This is a genomic window from Pseudomonas sp. KH_050 (genome assembly GCF_057838875.1).
The window spans coordinates 475,930-493,049 of the sequence record NZ_CM174478.1; the positions used below are offsets into that span (position 1 = coordinate 475,930).

Genomic DNA, 17,120 nt, shown 5'->3' on the forward strand with positions numbered 1-17,120 from the left:
GGCGGCCACAGAGAATTTAGCTGTTTATTAGGCGAATACCGATGATAAAAGCAAAAACAGGCAAGCCAATGGAAGGGTCGCGCAGCCGTGTGCAGATCATCGTGCTGTTCATGGCACTGATCGTGTTCATCATGCTGCTGTTCGCCAATTTCGCCTACCTCAACACCCAAGCCAATTACGACAAGCAGTACATCGGCCACGCCGGTGAACTGCGGGTGCTGTCCCAGCGCATCGCCAAGAACGCTACCGAAGCGGCTGCCGGCAAGGCTGCCGCCTTCAAGCTGCTGAGCGACGCGCGTAATGATTTTGCGCGACGTTGGGGTTACCTCAAGAAAGGTGACCCGGCCACAGGCCTGCCGGGCGCCCCACGGGAAGTGCGTCCGGAAATGCGTGCGGTGCAGCTGGATTGGGAGCGCTTGCTGAAAAACACCGACGCGATCCTGTCCAGTGAGCAGACCGTGCTGTCCTTGCATCAGGTCGCCGCGACGCTGGCCGAGACCGTGCCGCAATTGCAGGTCGAATACGAGAAAGTCGTGGAGATCCTGCTGCAACGCGGGGCTCCAGCCAGCCAGGTAGCCGTGGCCCAACGGCAGACGCTTTTGGCCGAGCGCATTCTGGGTGCGGTGAACACGGTGCTGGCCGGTGACGACAATGCGGTGCAGGCCGCCGATGCCTTTGGTCGTGATGCGGCGCGTTTTGGTCTGGTGCTCAACGGCATGCTGCAAGGCAATTCGGCGTTGAAAATCAGCCAGGTCGAGGACCGCGATGCCCGTTCCCGGTTGACCGAAATTGCCGAGCTGTTTGAATTCGTTTCGGGCTCGGTGGATGAAATCCTCGAAACCTCGCCCGAACTGTTCAAGGTCCGGGAGTCGGCGAGCAATATTTTCAGTCTCTCGCAAACCCTGCTCGATGAAGCCTCGCTGCTGGCCAGCGGTTTCGAGAACCTGGCGGCCGGGCGCACTACTCATACCATCGGCGGTTATATGCTGGGCCTGGCGGCGCTGACCTCGATCATTCTGATCGGACTGGTGATGGTGCGTGAAACCAATCGCCAGCTCCGCGAGACCGCTGAGAAGAACGAGCGTAATCAAAACGCGATCATGCGTCTGCTCGACGAAATCGAAGACCTGGCCGACGGTGACCTGACGGTGACGGCCTCGGTGACCGAAGACTTCACCGGCACCATCGCCGACTCGATCAACTACTCGGTCGATCAGCTGCGCGACCTGGTGGCAACCATCAATCTCACCGCAGGTCAGGTCGCCGCCGCGGTGCAGGAAACCCAGGCCACGGCGATGCATCTGGCGCAAGCTTCCGAGCATCAGGCGCAGCAGATCAGCGAGGCGTCGGCGGCGATCAACGAGATGGCCGATTCCATCGATCAGGTGTCCGCCAACGCTGCTGAGTCGTCGGCAGTGGCCGAGCGTTCGGTGGAGATCGCCAACAAGGGCAACGAGGTGGTGCACAACACCATCCACGGCATGGACAACATTCGCGAGCAGATTCAGGACACCGCAAAACGGATCAAGCGCCTGGGCGAGTCTTCCCAGGAGATTGGTGACATAGTCAGCCTGATCGACGACATTGCCGATCAAACCAACATTCTCGCGCTCAACGCGGCGATTCAGGCCTCCATGGCCGGTGACGCCGGGCGCGGCTTCGCGGTGGTCGCCGATGAAGTCCAGCGGCTGGCGGAACGCTCATCGGCCGCCACCCGACAGATCGAGACCCTGGTACGGGCGATCCAGACCGATACCAACGAAGCGGTGATTTCCATGGAGCAGACCACCACCGAAGTGGTGCGCGGCGCGCGACTGGCTCAAGATGCCGGAGTCGCCCTGGAAGAAATCGAAGGCGTGTCGAAAACCCTGGCAGCCTTGATCCAGAGTATTTCCAACGCGGCGCAGCAGCAGACGTCCTCGGCGGGTCAGATATCCTTGACGATGAACGTGATCCAGCAGATCACCACACAAACCTCGTCCGGTTCGACCGCCACCGCCGAGAGTATCGGCAACCTGGCGAAAATGGCCAGTCAGCTGCGGCGTTCGGTGTCCGGTTTCACCTTGCCGGCCGCATCGGAGCGGGACACGGATAAGGCGTGAGCAGTGCATGCCGGGTATGAAGAGCGGAGTGGTTATGGTTGATCGCCACGACTATGTGGCCCTCGAATGGGTCAAGGGCGAAATTGCCGAAACGCTGAAGCAGGCCAGCCGGGCACTCGACAGCCTGGTTGCCGACCCGCAGTCGGCGCCTGCGCTCAGCCAGTGCCTGGCGTACATCCATCAGGTCCACGGCAGTTTGCAGATGGTCGAGTTCTATGGCGCGGCCTTGCTCGCCGAAGAAATGGAAAAACTGACACTGGCCCTGCAGCAGAAGCGGGTCAGTCATCGCGACGAAGCGATCCGACTGTTGCAGCAAGCACTTGGCCAGTTGCCGATCTACCTCGACCTTATACACAGTGCCCGCCACGATCTTCCACTGGTGGTGTTACCGCTGCTCAACGATCTGCGCAGCGCCCGCGGTGAAAGTCTGTTGTCGGAAACCAGCCTGTTCAGCCCGCAGCTACTGGACTTGCCAGCGCTAAGCGAGGAAGCCCTGGCACTGCTCGAACCGGCGGACCTGCCAAGTGTATTGCGCAAGTTGCGGCAGATTCTGCAAATGGCGTTGGTCGGGTTGTTGCGCGAACAGGATGATCGAACCAATCTGGGTTATCTGACCAAGGTCTTCGCCCGTCTTGAAGGGCTTTGCCGCAAAGCGCCCCTGAGCCCGTTGTGGCAGGTCGCTTCGGCGCTGGTGGAAGGCATGATTGCGGGCAGCATCGCCAACAGCCCGGCCTTGCGCAGCCTGCTCAAAGACACCGACAAGGAAATCAAGCGCTTGCTCGAGCAAGGAATGGCCGGGATCAATCAACCGGCCCCGCAAGAATTGCTCAAGAGCCTATTGTTCTATATAGCCAAAGCCGAATACCCCACCGGGCAGATGCAGACCATGAAAGAAAGTTACGGACTCGATGACGCGCTGCCCAACAGTGCACTGGTCGACGAAGAGCGCGCCCGCCTGGCTGGCCCGGACCGGGATGCCATGCGTTCGGTACTGGCCGCGTTGTGCGAAGAGCTGGTGCGGGTCAAGGAGCGCCTGGATCTGTTCGTGCGCAGCGACCGCCAGCATGCTTCCGACCTCGACAGCTTGCTTGCACCGCTGCGGCAAATCGCCGACACCCTGGCAGTGCTGGGTTTCGGCCAGCCGCGCAAGGTGATCATCGATCAACTGGCAGTGGTCCTGAGCCTGGCCCAGGGGCAGCGTGAACCCAATGACGCGATCCTCATGGACGTCGCCGGGGCCTTGTTGTACGTCGAGGCGACCCTGGCCGGGATGGTCGGCACCGTCGAGCCGGAAAGCCGGGAAGAAAGCCGGTTGCCGACCACTGACCTGACGCAGATCCACCAGCTGGTGATCAAAGAAGCGCGGATCTGTATGCAGCAAGCCAAGGACACCATCGTCGACTACATCGACGCCGGCTGGGATCGTCAACATCTGCAACCGCTGCCGGAGTTGCTGACCCAGGTTCGCGGTGCATTGGCGATGATTCCGTTGAACCGTGCAGCGAGCCTGCTGGAGGCCTGTAACGGCTACATTCGCGAGCATTTGCTGGTCGACAGGGTTCAACCCGACTGGCAGCAGCTGGACAATCTGGCCGATGTCATTACCAGCGTCGAGTACTACCTCGAACGCTTGAGCGAGGACGCTCAGGCGCCCGGCGAACAGGTGCTGGACGTCGCCGAGGAGAGTCTGGCCGCCTTGGGGTATTTCCCGACCCCGCAGCAGGTGCCGTTGCTCAATGAAGTGCTCAGCCCCAGCGAAGCCCTGGCGATGCAGGACCTGCAGGCGCTGGACAACCCTGAAGTGGTCCAGTCCCTGGCCGAGGTGCTGGCCAGCCCGGTTTCCGTTCTCAATCCGCCGGCCCTGCATACGCCGGGCAGCCTGCTGCCACCACCGGACGATGAAGCACCGGTGGATGACGAGTTGCGGGAAGTCTTTCTCGAAGAGACCGACGAGGTCCTCGAAGTATTGCGTGCCTATCTGCCGCAATGGTTGGCCGATCCCGACGACACAGCCGCTTTGAGCGAATTGCGCCGTGGCTTCCATACCTTGAAAGGCAGTGGCCGCATGGTCCGTGCACTGGTGTTGGGGGAGCTGGCCTGGGCCGTGGAAAACCTGCTCAACCGGGTTCTGGAGCGCAGCGTCGAGCCAGGGCCGCAGGTGCAGCAACTGCTGGGCGAAGTGCTGCAGCTGTTGCCCGAACTGATCGGCGAGTTCGCCGTCAACATCCAGCGCCAGCGCGATGATGTCGACCAGTTGGCCGCCCGTGCCCATGGGCTGACCAAGGGTGATGAGCAGGCTTCGGACGCTGTTGCGCAAACGCTGGAGGTTCTCGATCCGCAGTTGCTGGAGATCTTCCACAATGAAGCTGAAACCCACCTCGACAGCCTCAACCACTTTCTCGATCAAGCCGCCGCACACCTGCCGCTGCAGGCCAGCGATGAGTTGCAGCGTGCACTGCACACCCTCAAAGGCAGCGCCTACATGGCTGGCGTGTTGCCGATCGCCGAGCTGGCGAAACCGCTGGACCAGCTGACCCGTGAATACAAGGCGCACCAGATTGCACTGGACCTGGACGAAGTCGAACTGCTGCTCGAAGCTGAAGGTTTATTGCGTCGGAGTTTGAAGCAGCTCAAAACCAATCCACTGGCCGCGATCAGCGGCGCGCAGTCGTTGATCGAACGGATCCAGAAGTTATTGGCCGAACGCCTTGAAGCCCTGCTCAACTCGCCGAACACGGGGCTGCGGATCAAGCGTGATCCGCAACTGATCAGCAACTTTCTCGCCCAGGGCATGGATATCCTGCTCGACGCTGAAAACCTCTTGCGGCGGTGGCAGCAACATCCCGGAGAACGCCAGGAACTCAGTGCGCTGCTCGATGAGCTGACCACCCTGGGCGAAGGCGCGCATCTGGCCGACCTGCATCCGGTCGATGAACTGTGCGAAGCCCTGCTCGACCTGTATGGCGCGGTGGAAGAGAGCAGCCTGGCGGTCAGCGAGCGGTTTTTCCATGAGGCCGACAGCGCTCACGAAGCGTTGATCAGCATGCTTGATCAACTGGCCGCGGGCCAGGAAGTCAGCCCCCGGCCGGATCGAGTGCAAGCCCTGCGCGATTTGCTCGACCAGAGCCTGGACCCGTCGGCCATGGGCCTGATCAGGAGCGATGGTAGTCGCACGCTGAGCATCACCGAACTGAACGCCGCCACCAGCGAGATGAAGCAGGCGTCGGTGGCGCTGGATCTGGACGATGAAATCGTCTCGATCTTTCTCGAAGAGGCGGTGGATATCCTCGAAAGCGCCGGGCAAGCCTTGCAGCGCTGGCTGGACGACCCCGACAACGCCGCGCCGTTATTGTCGTTGCAGCGCGATCTGCACACCCTCAAGGGCGGCGCGCGGATGGCCGAAGTCGGGCCGGTCGGTGACCTGGCCCATGAACTGGAAAGCCTTTATGAAGGCTTGGTCGACCGCCGCTACAACCATTCCAGTGAACTGGTGCACCTGCTGCAGCAGAGCCATGACCGCTTGGCCGTGTTGCTTGAGCAACTGCACAAGCAGCAACCGCTGAGCGACCCCGGTGAACTGATCGAGTCGATCCGCGAGTTCCGTCAGGGCAGCGGCGTGAGCGCCGAGGTGGCAGAGGCCGCGCCCCGGACTGACTCGGCGAGCCACGACCCCGAGTTGCTGGAAATCTTCCTCGAGGAAGGTTTCGACATCATCGACAGTTCCGGCGCGGCGCTGTCGCGCTGGCAGGCCGAGCCGCAAAACCGCCTTGAAGTGGAAACCCTGCTGCGTGACCTGCACACCCTCAAGGGTGGAGCGCGGATGGTCGAGATCGGGCCGATCGGCGACCTGGCCCATGAACTGGAATTTCTCTACGAAGGGTTGTCGACCGGACTGCTGCAACCGACCGCGCCATTGTTCACGCTGTTGCAGCGCAGCCATGACCAACTTGCGCAAATGCTGGACGCGGCACGGGCGGGCAAGCCGGTGTTACCCGCCCAGGCCTTGATAGAGGCGATCGTCGCCTTCACCCATCCTGCTGTCGGCGATCTACAGCCTCGGACGCTCCCGGGCGAGGTCGCCTCTCAGCTCCAGGTTCAGGATCCGGTTCAGGCCAAAACCGAGTTGCCGGCGCTACAGCCCGAAGCCGGTACGGCCGGCGACATGGTCAAGGTCTCGGCCGAACTGCTCGATGATCTGGTCAATCTGGCCGGTGAAACCTCGATCTTCCGTGGCCGTATCGAGCAACAAGTCAACGATGCCCAGGTGGCCCTGAGCGAGATGGAAACCACTATTGAGCGCATGCGCGACCAGTTGCGGCGCCTGGACACCGAAACCCAGGGGCGGATTCTCAGCCGTCAGCAGGTCGAGGCCGAGCGCCTGGGCTACGAAGAATTCGACCCATTGGAAATGGATCGTCATTCGCAATTGCAGCAGCTGTCGCGGGCCTTGTTCGAGTCGGCGTCGGACTTGCTCGACCTCAAGGAAACCCTCGATCGGCGCAACCAGGAGGCAGAAAGCCTGCTGCAGCAGCAGGGGCGGATCAATACCGATTTGCAGGAAGGCCTGATGCGTACGCGCATGGTGCCATTCGAGCGCATGCTGCCGCGGCTCAAGCGCATCGTCCGGCAGGTCGCCAGTGAGTTGGGCAAAGACGTCGAATTCATTGTCGGCAACGCCGAGAGCGAAATGGACCGCAACGTGCTCGAACGCATGCTCGCGCCGCTGGAGCACATGCTGCGCAATGCGGTCGACCACGGTCTGGAATCCGCCGAGGGGCGGCTCGCGGCCGGAAAGCCTGTGCAGGGCAGGATCACCCTGGACCTGGCTCATGAAGGTGGCGACATCATTTTCGACATCCGCGATGATGGCGCCGGTATACCCCTCGAGGCGGTGCGACGCAAGGCGATCAAGCGTGGGTTACTCGATCCGGATCTCGAGATCAGCGACCGCGATGTATTGCAGTTCATCATGCAGCCGGGGTTCTCCACCGCCGAAAAAATCACCCAGATTTCCGGGCGCGGCGTTGGCATGGACGTGGTCCACGAAGAAGTCCGGCAATTGGGCGGCAGCATGAGCATCGACTCTATCCCGGGGCAGGGCGTGCACTTTCGCATTCGCCTGCCGTTCACCGTATCGGTCAACCGTGCGTTGATGGTGCAGTGTGCCGAGGACCAGTACGCGATCCCGCTGAATACCATCGAAGGCATCGTTCGGGTTTTACCCAACGAACTCGATGGTTACTATCAACTGAACCCACCAATCTACGAATACGCCGGGCAACGCTACGAACTCTGCTACCTCGGCGAGTTGCTGCACACCGCGGCCAAGCCCAGGCTGCTGGGTCAGAGCCTGCCGTTACCGGTGCTGCTGGTGCAGTGCAATGAGCGGCGGATCGCGGTGCAAGTCGATGTCATGGCCGGCACCCGGGAAATCGTGGTGAAAAGCCTCGGCCCGCAATTTGCCGCAGTGCAGGGCTTGTCCGGTGCGACCATTCTGGGCGATGGCCGGGTGGTGTTGATTCTCGACCTGCTGGCGCACATCCGCGCCATGCAGGCGCGCTTGCCACAATCGCGTCCGGCCAATGGCGGTGAGCCCGCGGTCGACGCCGAGCCACATCGGCCGCGGCTGGTCATGGTGGTCGATGATTCGGTTACCGTGCGCAAGGTCACCAGCCGCCTGCTCGAACGCCACGGCATGAACGTGTTGACAGCCAAGGACGGGATCGACGCCATGGCGCTGCTGGAGGAACACACCCCGGATTTGATGCTGCTGGACATCGAAATGCCGCGCATGGACGGGTTCGAAGTGGCGATGCAGGTCCGCAGCGACCCGCGCTTGCAGCACTTGCCGATCATCATGATCACCTCGCGCACCGGCCAGAAACACCGCGACCGGGCCATGGCCATCGGCGTCAATGACTACCTCGGCAAGCCGTATCAGGAATCGGTCCTGCTGGAGAGCATTGCCCTCTGGAGCAAAACCCATGCTTGATCATCGCACCAGCAACCTCACCGGGCTGCTGCTGCCCCTGGCCGACCGCAACCTGATCCTGCCCAATGTCGCCATCGCCGAACTGATCGACTACCAACCCGGAGCCTTCGACCTCGACACGCCACCCTGGTACCTGGGCCGGGTGACCTGGCGCGACCGGCAGATCCCGCTGCTCAGTTTCGAATCCGCCTGCGGCAGCAAAACCGTGATCGGCAACCGCGCACGCATCGTCGTGCTCAACGCCCTGGGCGGCCACCCGCAACTCAAATTCATCGCCTTGCTGGTACAGGGCCTGCCACGCTCCTACAAGCTCGACAGCCAACTGAGCTACGTCGACGTGCCGTTGTGCCCACTGGAAAAAGCCGCTGTGCAAATCGCCGAACAAGTGGCCAAGGTGCCTGATTTGTTGGGGCTGGAAGAGTTGTTGGTGGGAGCGGGGTTGGTTCAGGGATGATCTCAGAATCGCCTGCGACATTGGGTTAAACCCTTTGGAGCCCAAGGATGGGCAGCAACGCAAGCCACCTCGCCACAGGGGATCGATTCATTACCCTGACCGTAACAATCCGTCTCTGTGCTTGATTGATGCCGTTATCCATTCGCTCCTAAGGTAGCTCCACGACAGCGAACCCGTGGAGTGAGCATGACAACAATAATATCCCCCGACTCGCGCTGGACGCGGCGGCGCAGCGAGAAGCAGCGTCGCCTCGAACAAGTGCGGGGTCTCGCCGATGGTGTGGTGTTGCCGACCGACAAGATTGTCGCGGCGCTGGAGGCGTTGATTATGCCCGGCGACCGGGTGGTGCTTGAAGGCAACAACCAGAAGCAGGCGGACTTCCTTTCCCGCTCCCTGGCCAAGGCCGATCCGGCAAAGCTGCATGACTTGCACATGATCATGCCCAGCGTCGGCCGGTCCGAGCATCTGGACCTGTTCGAGCGCGGCATCGCCCGCAAGCTGGACTTCTCCTTTGCCGGCACCCAAAGCCTGCGCATCAGCCAGTTGCTCGAAGACGGCCTGCTGGAAATTGGCGCGATCCATACCTACATCGAACTCTATGCCCGGCTGGTGGTGGACCTGATTCCCAACGTGGTGCTCTCGGCCGGGTTCATGGCCGACCGTGCGGGCAATATCTACACCGGGCCAAGCACCGAAGACACCCCGGCGCTGATTGAACCCGCCGCCTTCAGCGACGGTATCGTGATTGTCCAGGTCAATCAGTTGGTGGACGACGTCAGCGAGTTGCCCCGTGTGGACATTCCCGCCTCTTGGGTCGACTTCGTGGTGGTCGCCGACAAACCGTTCTACATCGAACCGTTGTTCACCCGTGACCCACGGCACATCAAACCGGTGCATGTGTTGATGGCGATGATGGCGATCCGCGGCATCTACGAGAAGCACAACGTTCAGTCGCTCAACCATGGCATCGGCTTCAACACCGCGGCCATCGAGCTGATCCTGCCGACCTACGGCGAGTCCCTCGGGCTCAAGGGCAAGATCTGTCGCAACTGGACCCTCAATCCCCATCCCACCTTGATTCCGGCCATCGAAAGCGGCTGGGTCCAGAGCGTGCATTGCTTCGGCACCGAGCTGGGGATGGAAAACTACATCGCCGCGCGGCCGGATGTGTTTTTCACCGGGCGGGACGGTTCGCTACGCTCGAACCGGATGTTCTGCCAACTGGCCGGGCAATACGCAGTGGACCTGTTCATCGGTGCGACCTTGCAGGTGGATGGCGACGGACATTCCTCGACCGTCACCCGTGGACGCCTGGCCGGCTTCGGCGGTGCGCCGAACATGGGCCACGACCCGCGCGGTCGGCGTCACGGCACTCCGGCGTGGCTGGACATGCGCCACGGCGACGCGCCGGAAGCCTTGCTTGAACGCGGCAAAAAACTCGTGGTGCAAATGGTCGAGACCTTTCAGGAGGGTGGCAAACCGACTTTCGTCGAGACCCTGGACGCGGTCGAGGTGGCGAAGAAAAGTGGTATGCCACTGGCGCCGATCATGATTTACGGCGACGACGTTACCCACTTGCTCACCGAAGAAGGCATCGCCTACCTGTACAAGGCCCGCTCCCTGGAAGAGCGCCAGGCAATGATCGCCGCAGTCGCCGGGGTGACCGTCATCGGCATGCGGCATAACCCGAAAGACACTGCCCGCATGCGCCGCGAAGGTTTGATCGCGCTACCGGAAGACCTCGGTATTCGTCGCACCGACGCCACCCGCGAATTGCTCGCGGCGAAAAGCGTCGCCGATCTGGTGGAGTGGTCGGGTGGCTTGTACAACCCGCCCGCCAAATTCAGGAGCTGGTAATGCACGCATTCAACCTGCAACACAAAACCCTCTCCCTGGCCGAACGGCTGGCGGATCTGGCGGTGGACGCCTTGATCGATGAAGTCGATCTGTCGCCGAAGCCGGCGCTGGTTGATCGTCGTGGCAATGGCGCCCATAGCGATTTGCACCTTGGGCTGATGCACGCCTCGGCGTTGTCCTTGTGGCCGGCGTTCAAGGAAATGGCCGAAGCGGCTCTCGAGTTTGCCGAAGTCGGCCTGCCGCTGCGCGAAGCTCTTGGCCGTATTGGTCGTGATGGCGAGCAGACAATGCTCGCCACCACTGGCGGCATAAATACTCATCGCGGTGCGATCTGGGCCTTGGGCCTGCTGGTTGCCGCTGCGGCACTGGAGCCTGAATCCACTGGCGCTGGCGCAGTAACTTTGCGTGCCGCACGCCTGGCTTTGCTCGACGACCGTTATGCGCCGCGTCCCCTCAGCCACGGCGCTCAAGTCGCCCACCGCTACGGCGTTCGCGGAGCCCGAGAAGAAGCGCAACTCGGCTTCCCTGCTGTGATGCAACGCGCGTTACCGCAACTCAAACGCAGCCGTGCCGATGGCCATGGCGAACAGAACGCCCGGCTCGATGCCTTGCTGGCAATCATGACCACCCTGGCCGACACCTGCGTGCTCTATCGCGCAGGCCCGGTCGGACTGCAAGCCATGCAACAGGGCGCGCAAGCAGTGCTCGACGCTGGCGGCAGCGCGAGCCTGGGCGGGCGTCGTCGTCTTTACGAGCTGGACCAACAATTATTGGCGTTGAACGCCTCGCCCGGCGGCGCTGCGGATTTGCTCGCGGCTTGCCTGTTGATCGACCGTATCGAGTCGGGCAACGGCTTCATCCAGGGAGCACTTTGATGGAAACCTTATCCTTTGAATTTCCCGCCGGGCAGCCGGCCAGGGGCAGGGCGCTGGTGGGCTGTGTCGGTTCCGGTGATCTGGAAGTACTGCTGGAGCCGGGTCAGGCCGGCAAGCTGACAATCCAGGTGCAGACCTCGGTCAATGGCAGCGCGCAACGCTGGCAGCATCTGTTCGAACGGATGTTCGACGAATCCATGCCGCCGGCTCTGTTGATCGATATCCATGATTTCGGTGCCACGCCGGGTGTGGTGCGTTTGCGTCTGGAGCAAGGCTTCGAGGAGATCGGTCATGACTGACAGTACAGCCTTGCTGAAGCCATACCTTGAAAGACGCAGCTTCGTCGAACTCGGCGCCCGTCAGCGGGCGAAAGCCTTGCTCGACGCCGGCAGCTTTCGCGAATTGCTCGATCCGTTCCAACGACTGATGTCGCCATGGTTGGCGCGCCAGGGTGTGGTCCCGCAAGCCGACGACGGCGTGGTAATCGCCAAGGGCAGCATCGGTGGTTTGCCGGTGGTGATCGCGGCCATTGAAGGCGCTTTCCAGGGCGGCAGCCTCGGCGAAGTCGGTGGGGCGAAGATCGCCGGTGCGCTGGAGCTGGCGGCCGAGGACAACCGCAAGGGTATTGCCACCCGTGCCGTGTTGCTGCTGGAAACCGGTGGCGTGCGCTTGCAGGAGGCCAACCTCGGCTTGGCGGCGATTGCCGATATCCATGCCGCCATCGTTGACCTTCGCCAATTCCAGCCGGTGATAGGCGTAGTGGCCGGCAGTGTCGGTTGCTTTGGCGGTATGTCGATTGCCGCCGGGTTGTGCAGCTATTTGCTGGTAACCCGGGAAGCCCGCCTGGGCCTCAACGGCCCACAGGTGATCGAGCAGGAAGCCGGGCTCGAAGAGTACGACTCTCGCGACCGGCCCTTCATCTGGAGCCTGACCGGCGGCGAGCAACGGTTTGCCAGTGGCCTGGTGGATCGTTATGTGGCCGACGATGTGGCGCAGATTCAGCAGCAGGTCAGTGAATTGCTGCAACAGGGTTTGCCGAGCGAACAACGCAGCCGTCAAGCCGATCTGTTCCTGCAACGCCTGGCCCGTCTCGATGCGGAACCGCAAATCAATCCGGCGACGGTTCGCGATCTGTATCAAGGAGTGCGCTCATGAGTACTTTTTCCCTCAGAGGTTTGCAGTGGTTCCAGGCCTTGAGTGTCGACGCCACACCCGTGAGTGGTTTGCCCGCTTCGTTGAAAGCCGCCGACGGTCTGCTGGGTGAGCAACCGGTGCGTTTTCTCGCCGTAGTGGCGGACCCGGAAAACCGCTTCGTTCGCGCTCGCAACGGCGAGGTCGGTCTGCTGGAAGGCTGGGGTCTGGCCAAGGCCATTGATGAAGTGATCGAGGCGGATCGCAACCAATCGCACAAGCGCGCCTTGATCGCCATCGTCGATGTCCCGAGTCAGGCGTACGGTCGTCGCGAGGAAGCGCTGGGCATTCATCAGGCATTGGCGGGCGCGGTGGACAGTTATGCCCGGGCTCGACTGGCCGGACATGCGGTCATTGGTCTGTTGGTGGGCAAGGCAATGTCCGGGGCGTTTCTCGCTCATGGATATCAGGCCAACCGACTGATTGCCCTGCGCGACCCCGGTGTGATGGTGCATGCCATGGGCAAGGCCTCGGCAGCGCGAGTGACCTTGCGCAGCGTCGAAGAGCTCGAAGCCCTGGCCGCCAGCGTGCCGCCGATGGCGTATGACATCGACAGCTTCGCCAGCCTTGGTTTGCTCTGGGAAACCCTGGAAGTCAGCCAGATCGAGCAGCCAACGGCCGGTGACCTGGCGCGAGTGAACGGTTGTCTGGCTCAGGCGATCCACGATGTGGAAGCCAGTGGTCATGATCTGAGCAGTCGTCTGGGGGCAACCAATCGCGCAGCGTCGAGCAAGGTTCGGCAGCTGTTGCGCGAGCAGTGGTGAGCGAGATGACCGAGATGACCGGGATACTTGCCCATGACCTGCTCTGGGGGCTGACTCCAGAACAGTTGCCTGCCGATGCACCGGCCTGGGCCGTTGCGGCTATGAGCGCAGGTCAGCCGGTTGTGGTGCGACGAGCGTTGACGGCGGCCGGGCAGATCGCTGTCGGCGTGCGCGGGCATTTGCGTGAGCAGCGTTACGCCACATTGATGGCCGTCGCGGCAATCCAGCGGCGAGTGCGGCCGGAGGAGCTGTGTCATGTCGAGACGGATCGAGACTGGCCGGCGCTGCAGGCTTTGGCACAACTGCGTCCATTGCTCGATGCCGGCGGCTTGAGCTGGGGTGTCAGCGGCAGTGCCGGGTTCGAGTTGGCCAGCGGCTTCTCGGCCTTGCATCAGCACAGCGATCTCGACTTGATCCTGCGGACCCCGCAACCGTTGAATCGTGTTCAGGCACTGGAGTTGCTCATGCTTCTGGACTCCACCGTTTGCCCGGTGGATCTGCAACTGCAAACACCTTACGGTGCCGTCGCCTTGCGCGAATGGGCCGGTTCAGCTCCACGGGTGTTGCTCAAAAGTGCCAGCGGCGCGCGGTTGGTGCTGGATCCGTGGCAGGCATTGGAGCAGGCAGCGTGAGCAGCCTGTTGGTGTTCCCGGGCCAGGGTGCGCAGCAGCCGGGCATGCTTCATCGTCTGCCGCAAAACGCAGAGGTTGAAGCTTGCTTGAAAGAGGCGAGCGAAGTGCTGGGCGAGGATGTTTTGCAGTTGGACTCAACGCTGGCGCTGACCTCGACCCGTGCGGTTCAGCTGTGTCTGTTGGTCGCCGGGGTCGCGGGTTCGCGCTTGCTGTTGCAGCAAGCGCCAGCAGCGGATTACGCGGCCGGGCTGTCGATCGGTGCCTATCCGGCGGCGGTGGTGGCCGGTGCGTTGACGTTCAGCGATGCGTTGCGTCTGGTCAGCCTGCGCGGTGAGTTGATGCAGCAGGCTTATCCACAGGGCTATGGCATGACCGCGATTGTCGGTCTGGATCTGGCGACGGTGGAGGCGTTGCTGGCGCAGGTTCATCGCCCGCAGACACCGGTCTATCTGGCCAATATCAACGCCGATAACCAGGTTGTCATCGCCGGTAGCGACGGGGCGATGAACGCGGTTGCCGAGCGGGCTCGCGATTATGGTGCCGGTCTGGCCAAGCGGCTGGCGGTCAGCGTGCCGTCTCATTGTCCGTTGCTGGAACAACCGGCCGCGGTCCTGGCGCAAGCCTTTGCCAAAGTGCCCCTGCAGGTTCCAACGCTGGGCTATTTAAGCGGCAGTCGCGCCCGTCCGATTCGTACGGTCGAGCAGCTGCGCGACGATCTGGCTTTCAACATGTGCCGGGTTGTCGACTGGCGCGGCACCGTACAAAGCGCTTACGAGCGTGGTGTGCGGCTGCAGATTGAACTGCCGCCGGGAGCGGTGCTCACCGGGCTGGCGCGCCGGGTGTTCGAACAAGGCACGGCCATCGCTTTCGACGGCGCGCGTCTGGACACCCTGCAAGCGCTGTTGCGTGAGGAGGGAAGCCGCCAACCTTAGACTCCGGCTCAGGCTTTCGAAGGACAAAAACAACAACTTCGACGATTCACTTTGAGGACTACAACAATGATTATTTATGGCGTGGCGCTGTTGGCGATCTGTACGCTGGCAGGGGTGATTCTGGGTGACATGCTGGGTGTATTGCTGGGAGTGAAGTCGAACGTCGGCGGTGTGGGTATCGCCATGATCCTGTTGATCTTTGCGCGGTTGTGGATGCACCGCCAGGGCGGCATGACCAAGGAGTGCGAGTTGGGTGTCGGCTTCTGGGGTGCCATGTACATTCCGGTGGTGGTGGCCATGGCCGCGCAACAAAACGTGGTGACCGCGCTCCACGGCGGCCCGGTGGCGGTGCTGGCGGCAATCGGCTCAGTGGTGATTTGCGGATTCACCATTGCCTTGATCAGCCGGACTCACAAAGGTGAACCCCTGCCGGATGAACCGGACGCTATTGCGTCACCTGCCGTTACCGCAGGGGGGCGCTGATATGTGGGATCTCATTGAAAAAGGTCTGGAACATAACGGTCTGGTCACGGCGTTCGCGTTTGTCGGGGTGATCATGTGGGTCTCGGTGGTGCTGTCCAGGCGCCTGACTTTCGGGAGGATCCACGGTTCGGCAATTGCCATCGTCATCGGGCTGGTGCTGGCCTGGGTCGGCGGGACCATTACCGGCGGACAAAAAGGCCTGGCGGATCTGGCGCTGTTTTCCGGCATCGGTTTGATGGGCGGCGCCATGCTGCGAGACTTCGCGATCGTCGCCACGGCGTTCGAGGTGCAGGCCACTGAAGCGCGCAAAGCCGGAATGATCGGGGCCATCGCGCTAGTGCTGGGCACGGTGCTGCCGTTTATTGTCGGTGCGAGTATTGCCTGGGTATTGGGTTATCGCGATGCGGTGAGCATGACCACCATCGGTGCCGGTGCGGTGACTTACATTGTCGGCCCGGTGACCGGTGCGGCGATTGGTGCGAGTTCCGATGTGGTGGCACTGTCGATTGCCACGGGTCTGATCAAGGCGATTCTGGTGATGGTCGCAACGCCAATGGCAGCTCGCTGGATGGGGCTGGATAACCCGCGCTCGGCGATGGTCTTCGGCGGCCTGGCCGGCACCGTCAGCGGTGTGACGGCGGGACTGGCGGCGACGGATCGACGGTTGGTGCCCTATGGCGCGCTGACGGCGACCTTCCATACCGGGCTGGGGTGTCTGCTTGGGCCTTCGCTGCTGTATTTCATTGTGCGGGGGATAGTGGGGTAGGGCACTCCATTGTGGCGAGGGAGCTTGCTCCCGCTCGGCTGTGCAGCAGTCGTGAGTCCGGCAGATGCGTTCTACCTGATGAACTGCAATTGCTGAATTTAGGGCCGCTTCGCGACCCAGCGCGAGCAAGCTCCCTCGCCACAGGGGGCTTGGTTTAACTCTGCCGATTGGCATACATCCGACATTCCGCCAACAGCGCCAATAAATTCGGATCGCGCTCCTTGGCCTTGAGGAACACCACGCCGATCTGCTGTTGCAGGCGATAACGTGCCTGCAACGGAATCAGCTTCACCCGGTTCTCATACACCGCCGCAATCCGCCCCGGCAGCAAGGCATAACCGACCCCGGAGCTGACCATACTCAGTAGGGTGAAGATGTCGTTGACCTGCATCGCCACCTTCGGCTCGAAGCCTGCCTGCTTGAACACCCGATTACCGTCCTGATGAGTGGCGAAGCCTTGGGTCAGGGTGATGAAGGTCTCATTGCGCACATCGCTCAGGTCGACTTCCGTTTGTTGTGCGAACGGTGAATCGGCCGGCGTGGCGAGAAAGATATCGTCGCAGAACAGCGGAATCTGCTCGCAGTCCGGGTCGTTCATGCTGTCGTCGAGAGACACCAGGATCGCGTCGACTTCCATGTTCTTGAGCTTGTACAGCAGGTCGATATTCGAGCCGAGAATCAAGTCGATATTCAGCTCGCTGCGGCGGATCTTCAGACCCATGATCAATTGCGGCACGGTCTTCACTGTCAGCGAATACAACGAGCCCAGTTTGAAACGTTCTGCGGAGAACCCCGCGGCTTCTCGGGTCAAGCGCACCGTTTCAACCACGTCCTGAATCAGCTTCTGTGCGCGCTCTTCCAGCACATAGGCGCTTTCCAGCGGCGTCAGGTTGCGCCCTTCGTGTTTGAACAGCGGGCAACGCAAGGCGCTTTCCAGGGAGTGGATGGCCCGATGCACGCTGACGTTGCTGGTCTGCAACTCAACCGCCGCCCGCGCCAGATTGCCGGTGCGCATGAAGGCCAGGAACACCTCGAGTTTTTTCAGGGTCAACTCTTCATCAATCAGCATGGC

13 protein-coding genes are annotated in these 17,120 nt (G+C 61.9%); 12 read left to right on the forward strand and 1 reads right to left on the reverse strand.

What is annotated here, in order from left to right; all coding sequences use genetic code 11:
* The first annotated feature begins 41 nt into the window (after positions 1 to 41).
* The 12 genes from AC3IUA_RS02195 (at position 42) to madM (ending at position 16,048) form a co-directional block, all read left to right on the forward strand.
* Positions 42 to 2,102: a methyl-accepting chemotaxis protein gene (locus AC3IUA_RS02195; protein WP_489358896.1), complete on the forward strand. Its 2,061-nt coding sequence runs from the start codon at positions 42 to 44 to the stop codon at positions 2,100 to 2,102.
* Between the two features lie 34 nt (positions 2,103 to 2,136).
* On the forward strand, positions 2,137 to 8,094 hold the full coding sequence (locus tag AC3IUA_RS02200) for a hybrid sensor histidine kinase/response regulator (protein ID WP_489358897.1): 5,958 nt from the start codon (positions 2,137 to 2,139) through the stop codon (positions 8,092 to 8,094).
* A complete protein-coding gene (locus tag AC3IUA_RS02205; RefSeq protein WP_489358898.1) occupies positions 8,087 to 8,548 on the forward strand; it encodes a chemotaxis protein CheW in 462 nt (153 codons plus the stop codon). Before AC3IUA_RS02200 ends, AC3IUA_RS02205 begins: the two co-directional genes overlap by 8 nt.
* 186 nt (positions 8,549 to 8,734) lie before the next feature.
* A complete protein-coding gene (gene mdcA / locus AC3IUA_RS02210) occupies positions 8,735 to 10,405 on the forward strand; it encodes a malonate decarboxylase subunit alpha (RefSeq protein ID WP_489358899.1) in 1,671 nt (556 codons plus the stop codon).
* Positions 10,405 to 11,280 carry a triphosphoribosyl-dephospho-CoA synthase gene (locus tag AC3IUA_RS02215; protein WP_489358901.1) on the forward strand — a complete coding sequence of 292 codons (876 nt, stop codon included), beginning with the start codon at positions 10,405 to 10,407 and terminating at the stop codon, positions 11,278 to 11,280. Before mdcA ends, AC3IUA_RS02215 begins: the two co-directional genes overlap by 1 nt.
* A complete protein-coding gene (locus tag AC3IUA_RS02220; protein ID WP_489358902.1) occupies positions 11,280 to 11,579 on the forward strand; it encodes a malonate decarboxylase subunit delta in 300 nt (99 codons plus the stop codon). The genes AC3IUA_RS02215 and AC3IUA_RS02220 overlap by 1 nt, the downstream gene beginning before the upstream one ends.
* Positions 11,572 to 12,435, forward strand: coding sequence for a biotin-independent malonate decarboxylase subunit beta (locus tag AC3IUA_RS02225; RefSeq protein WP_489358903.1), 864 nt, complete (start codon positions 11,572 to 11,574; stop codon positions 12,433 to 12,435). Before AC3IUA_RS02220 ends, AC3IUA_RS02225 begins: the two co-directional genes overlap by 8 nt.
* Entirely contained in the window at positions 12,432 to 13,235 is an 804-nt protein-coding gene (gene mdcE / locus AC3IUA_RS02230) for a biotin-independent malonate decarboxylase subunit gamma (RefSeq protein WP_489358904.1), read from the forward strand. Before AC3IUA_RS02225 ends, mdcE begins: the two co-directional genes overlap by 4 nt.
* 14 nt (positions 13,236 to 13,249) lie before the next feature.
* On the forward strand, positions 13,250 to 13,867 hold the full coding sequence (locus AC3IUA_RS02235) for a malonate decarboxylase holo-ACP synthase (protein ID WP_489362207.1): 618 nt from the start codon (positions 13,250 to 13,252) through the stop codon (positions 13,865 to 13,867).
* The gene (gene mdcH, locus AC3IUA_RS02240; RefSeq protein WP_489358906.1) at positions 13,864 to 14,799 is read left to right on the forward strand and encodes a malonate decarboxylase subunit epsilon; all 936 of its coding nucleotides are present in this window, start codon (positions 13,864 to 13,866) and stop codon (positions 14,797 to 14,799) included. The genes AC3IUA_RS02235 and mdcH overlap by 4 nt, the downstream gene beginning before the upstream one ends.
* A gap of 66 nt (positions 14,800 to 14,865) precedes the next feature.
* Entirely contained in the window at positions 14,866 to 15,282 is a 417-nt protein-coding gene (madL, locus tag AC3IUA_RS02245; RefSeq protein ID WP_489358907.1) for a malonate transporter subunit MadL, read from the forward strand.
* Between the two features lies 1 nt (position 15,283).
* Positions 15,284 to 16,048: a malonate transporter subunit MadM gene (madM, locus tag AC3IUA_RS02250; protein WP_489358908.1), complete on the forward strand. Its 765-nt coding sequence runs from the start codon at positions 15,284 to 15,286 to the stop codon at positions 16,046 to 16,048.
* Positions 16,049 to 16,202: 154 nt separating this feature from the next.
* On the opposite strand, the gene AC3IUA_RS02255 is transcribed toward madM, so the two are convergent.
* A complete protein-coding gene (locus AC3IUA_RS02255; protein WP_489358909.1) occupies positions 16,203 to 17,117 on the reverse strand; it encodes a LysR family transcriptional regulator in 915 nt (304 codons plus the stop codon).
* Positions 17,118 to 17,120 lie beyond the last annotated feature (3 nt).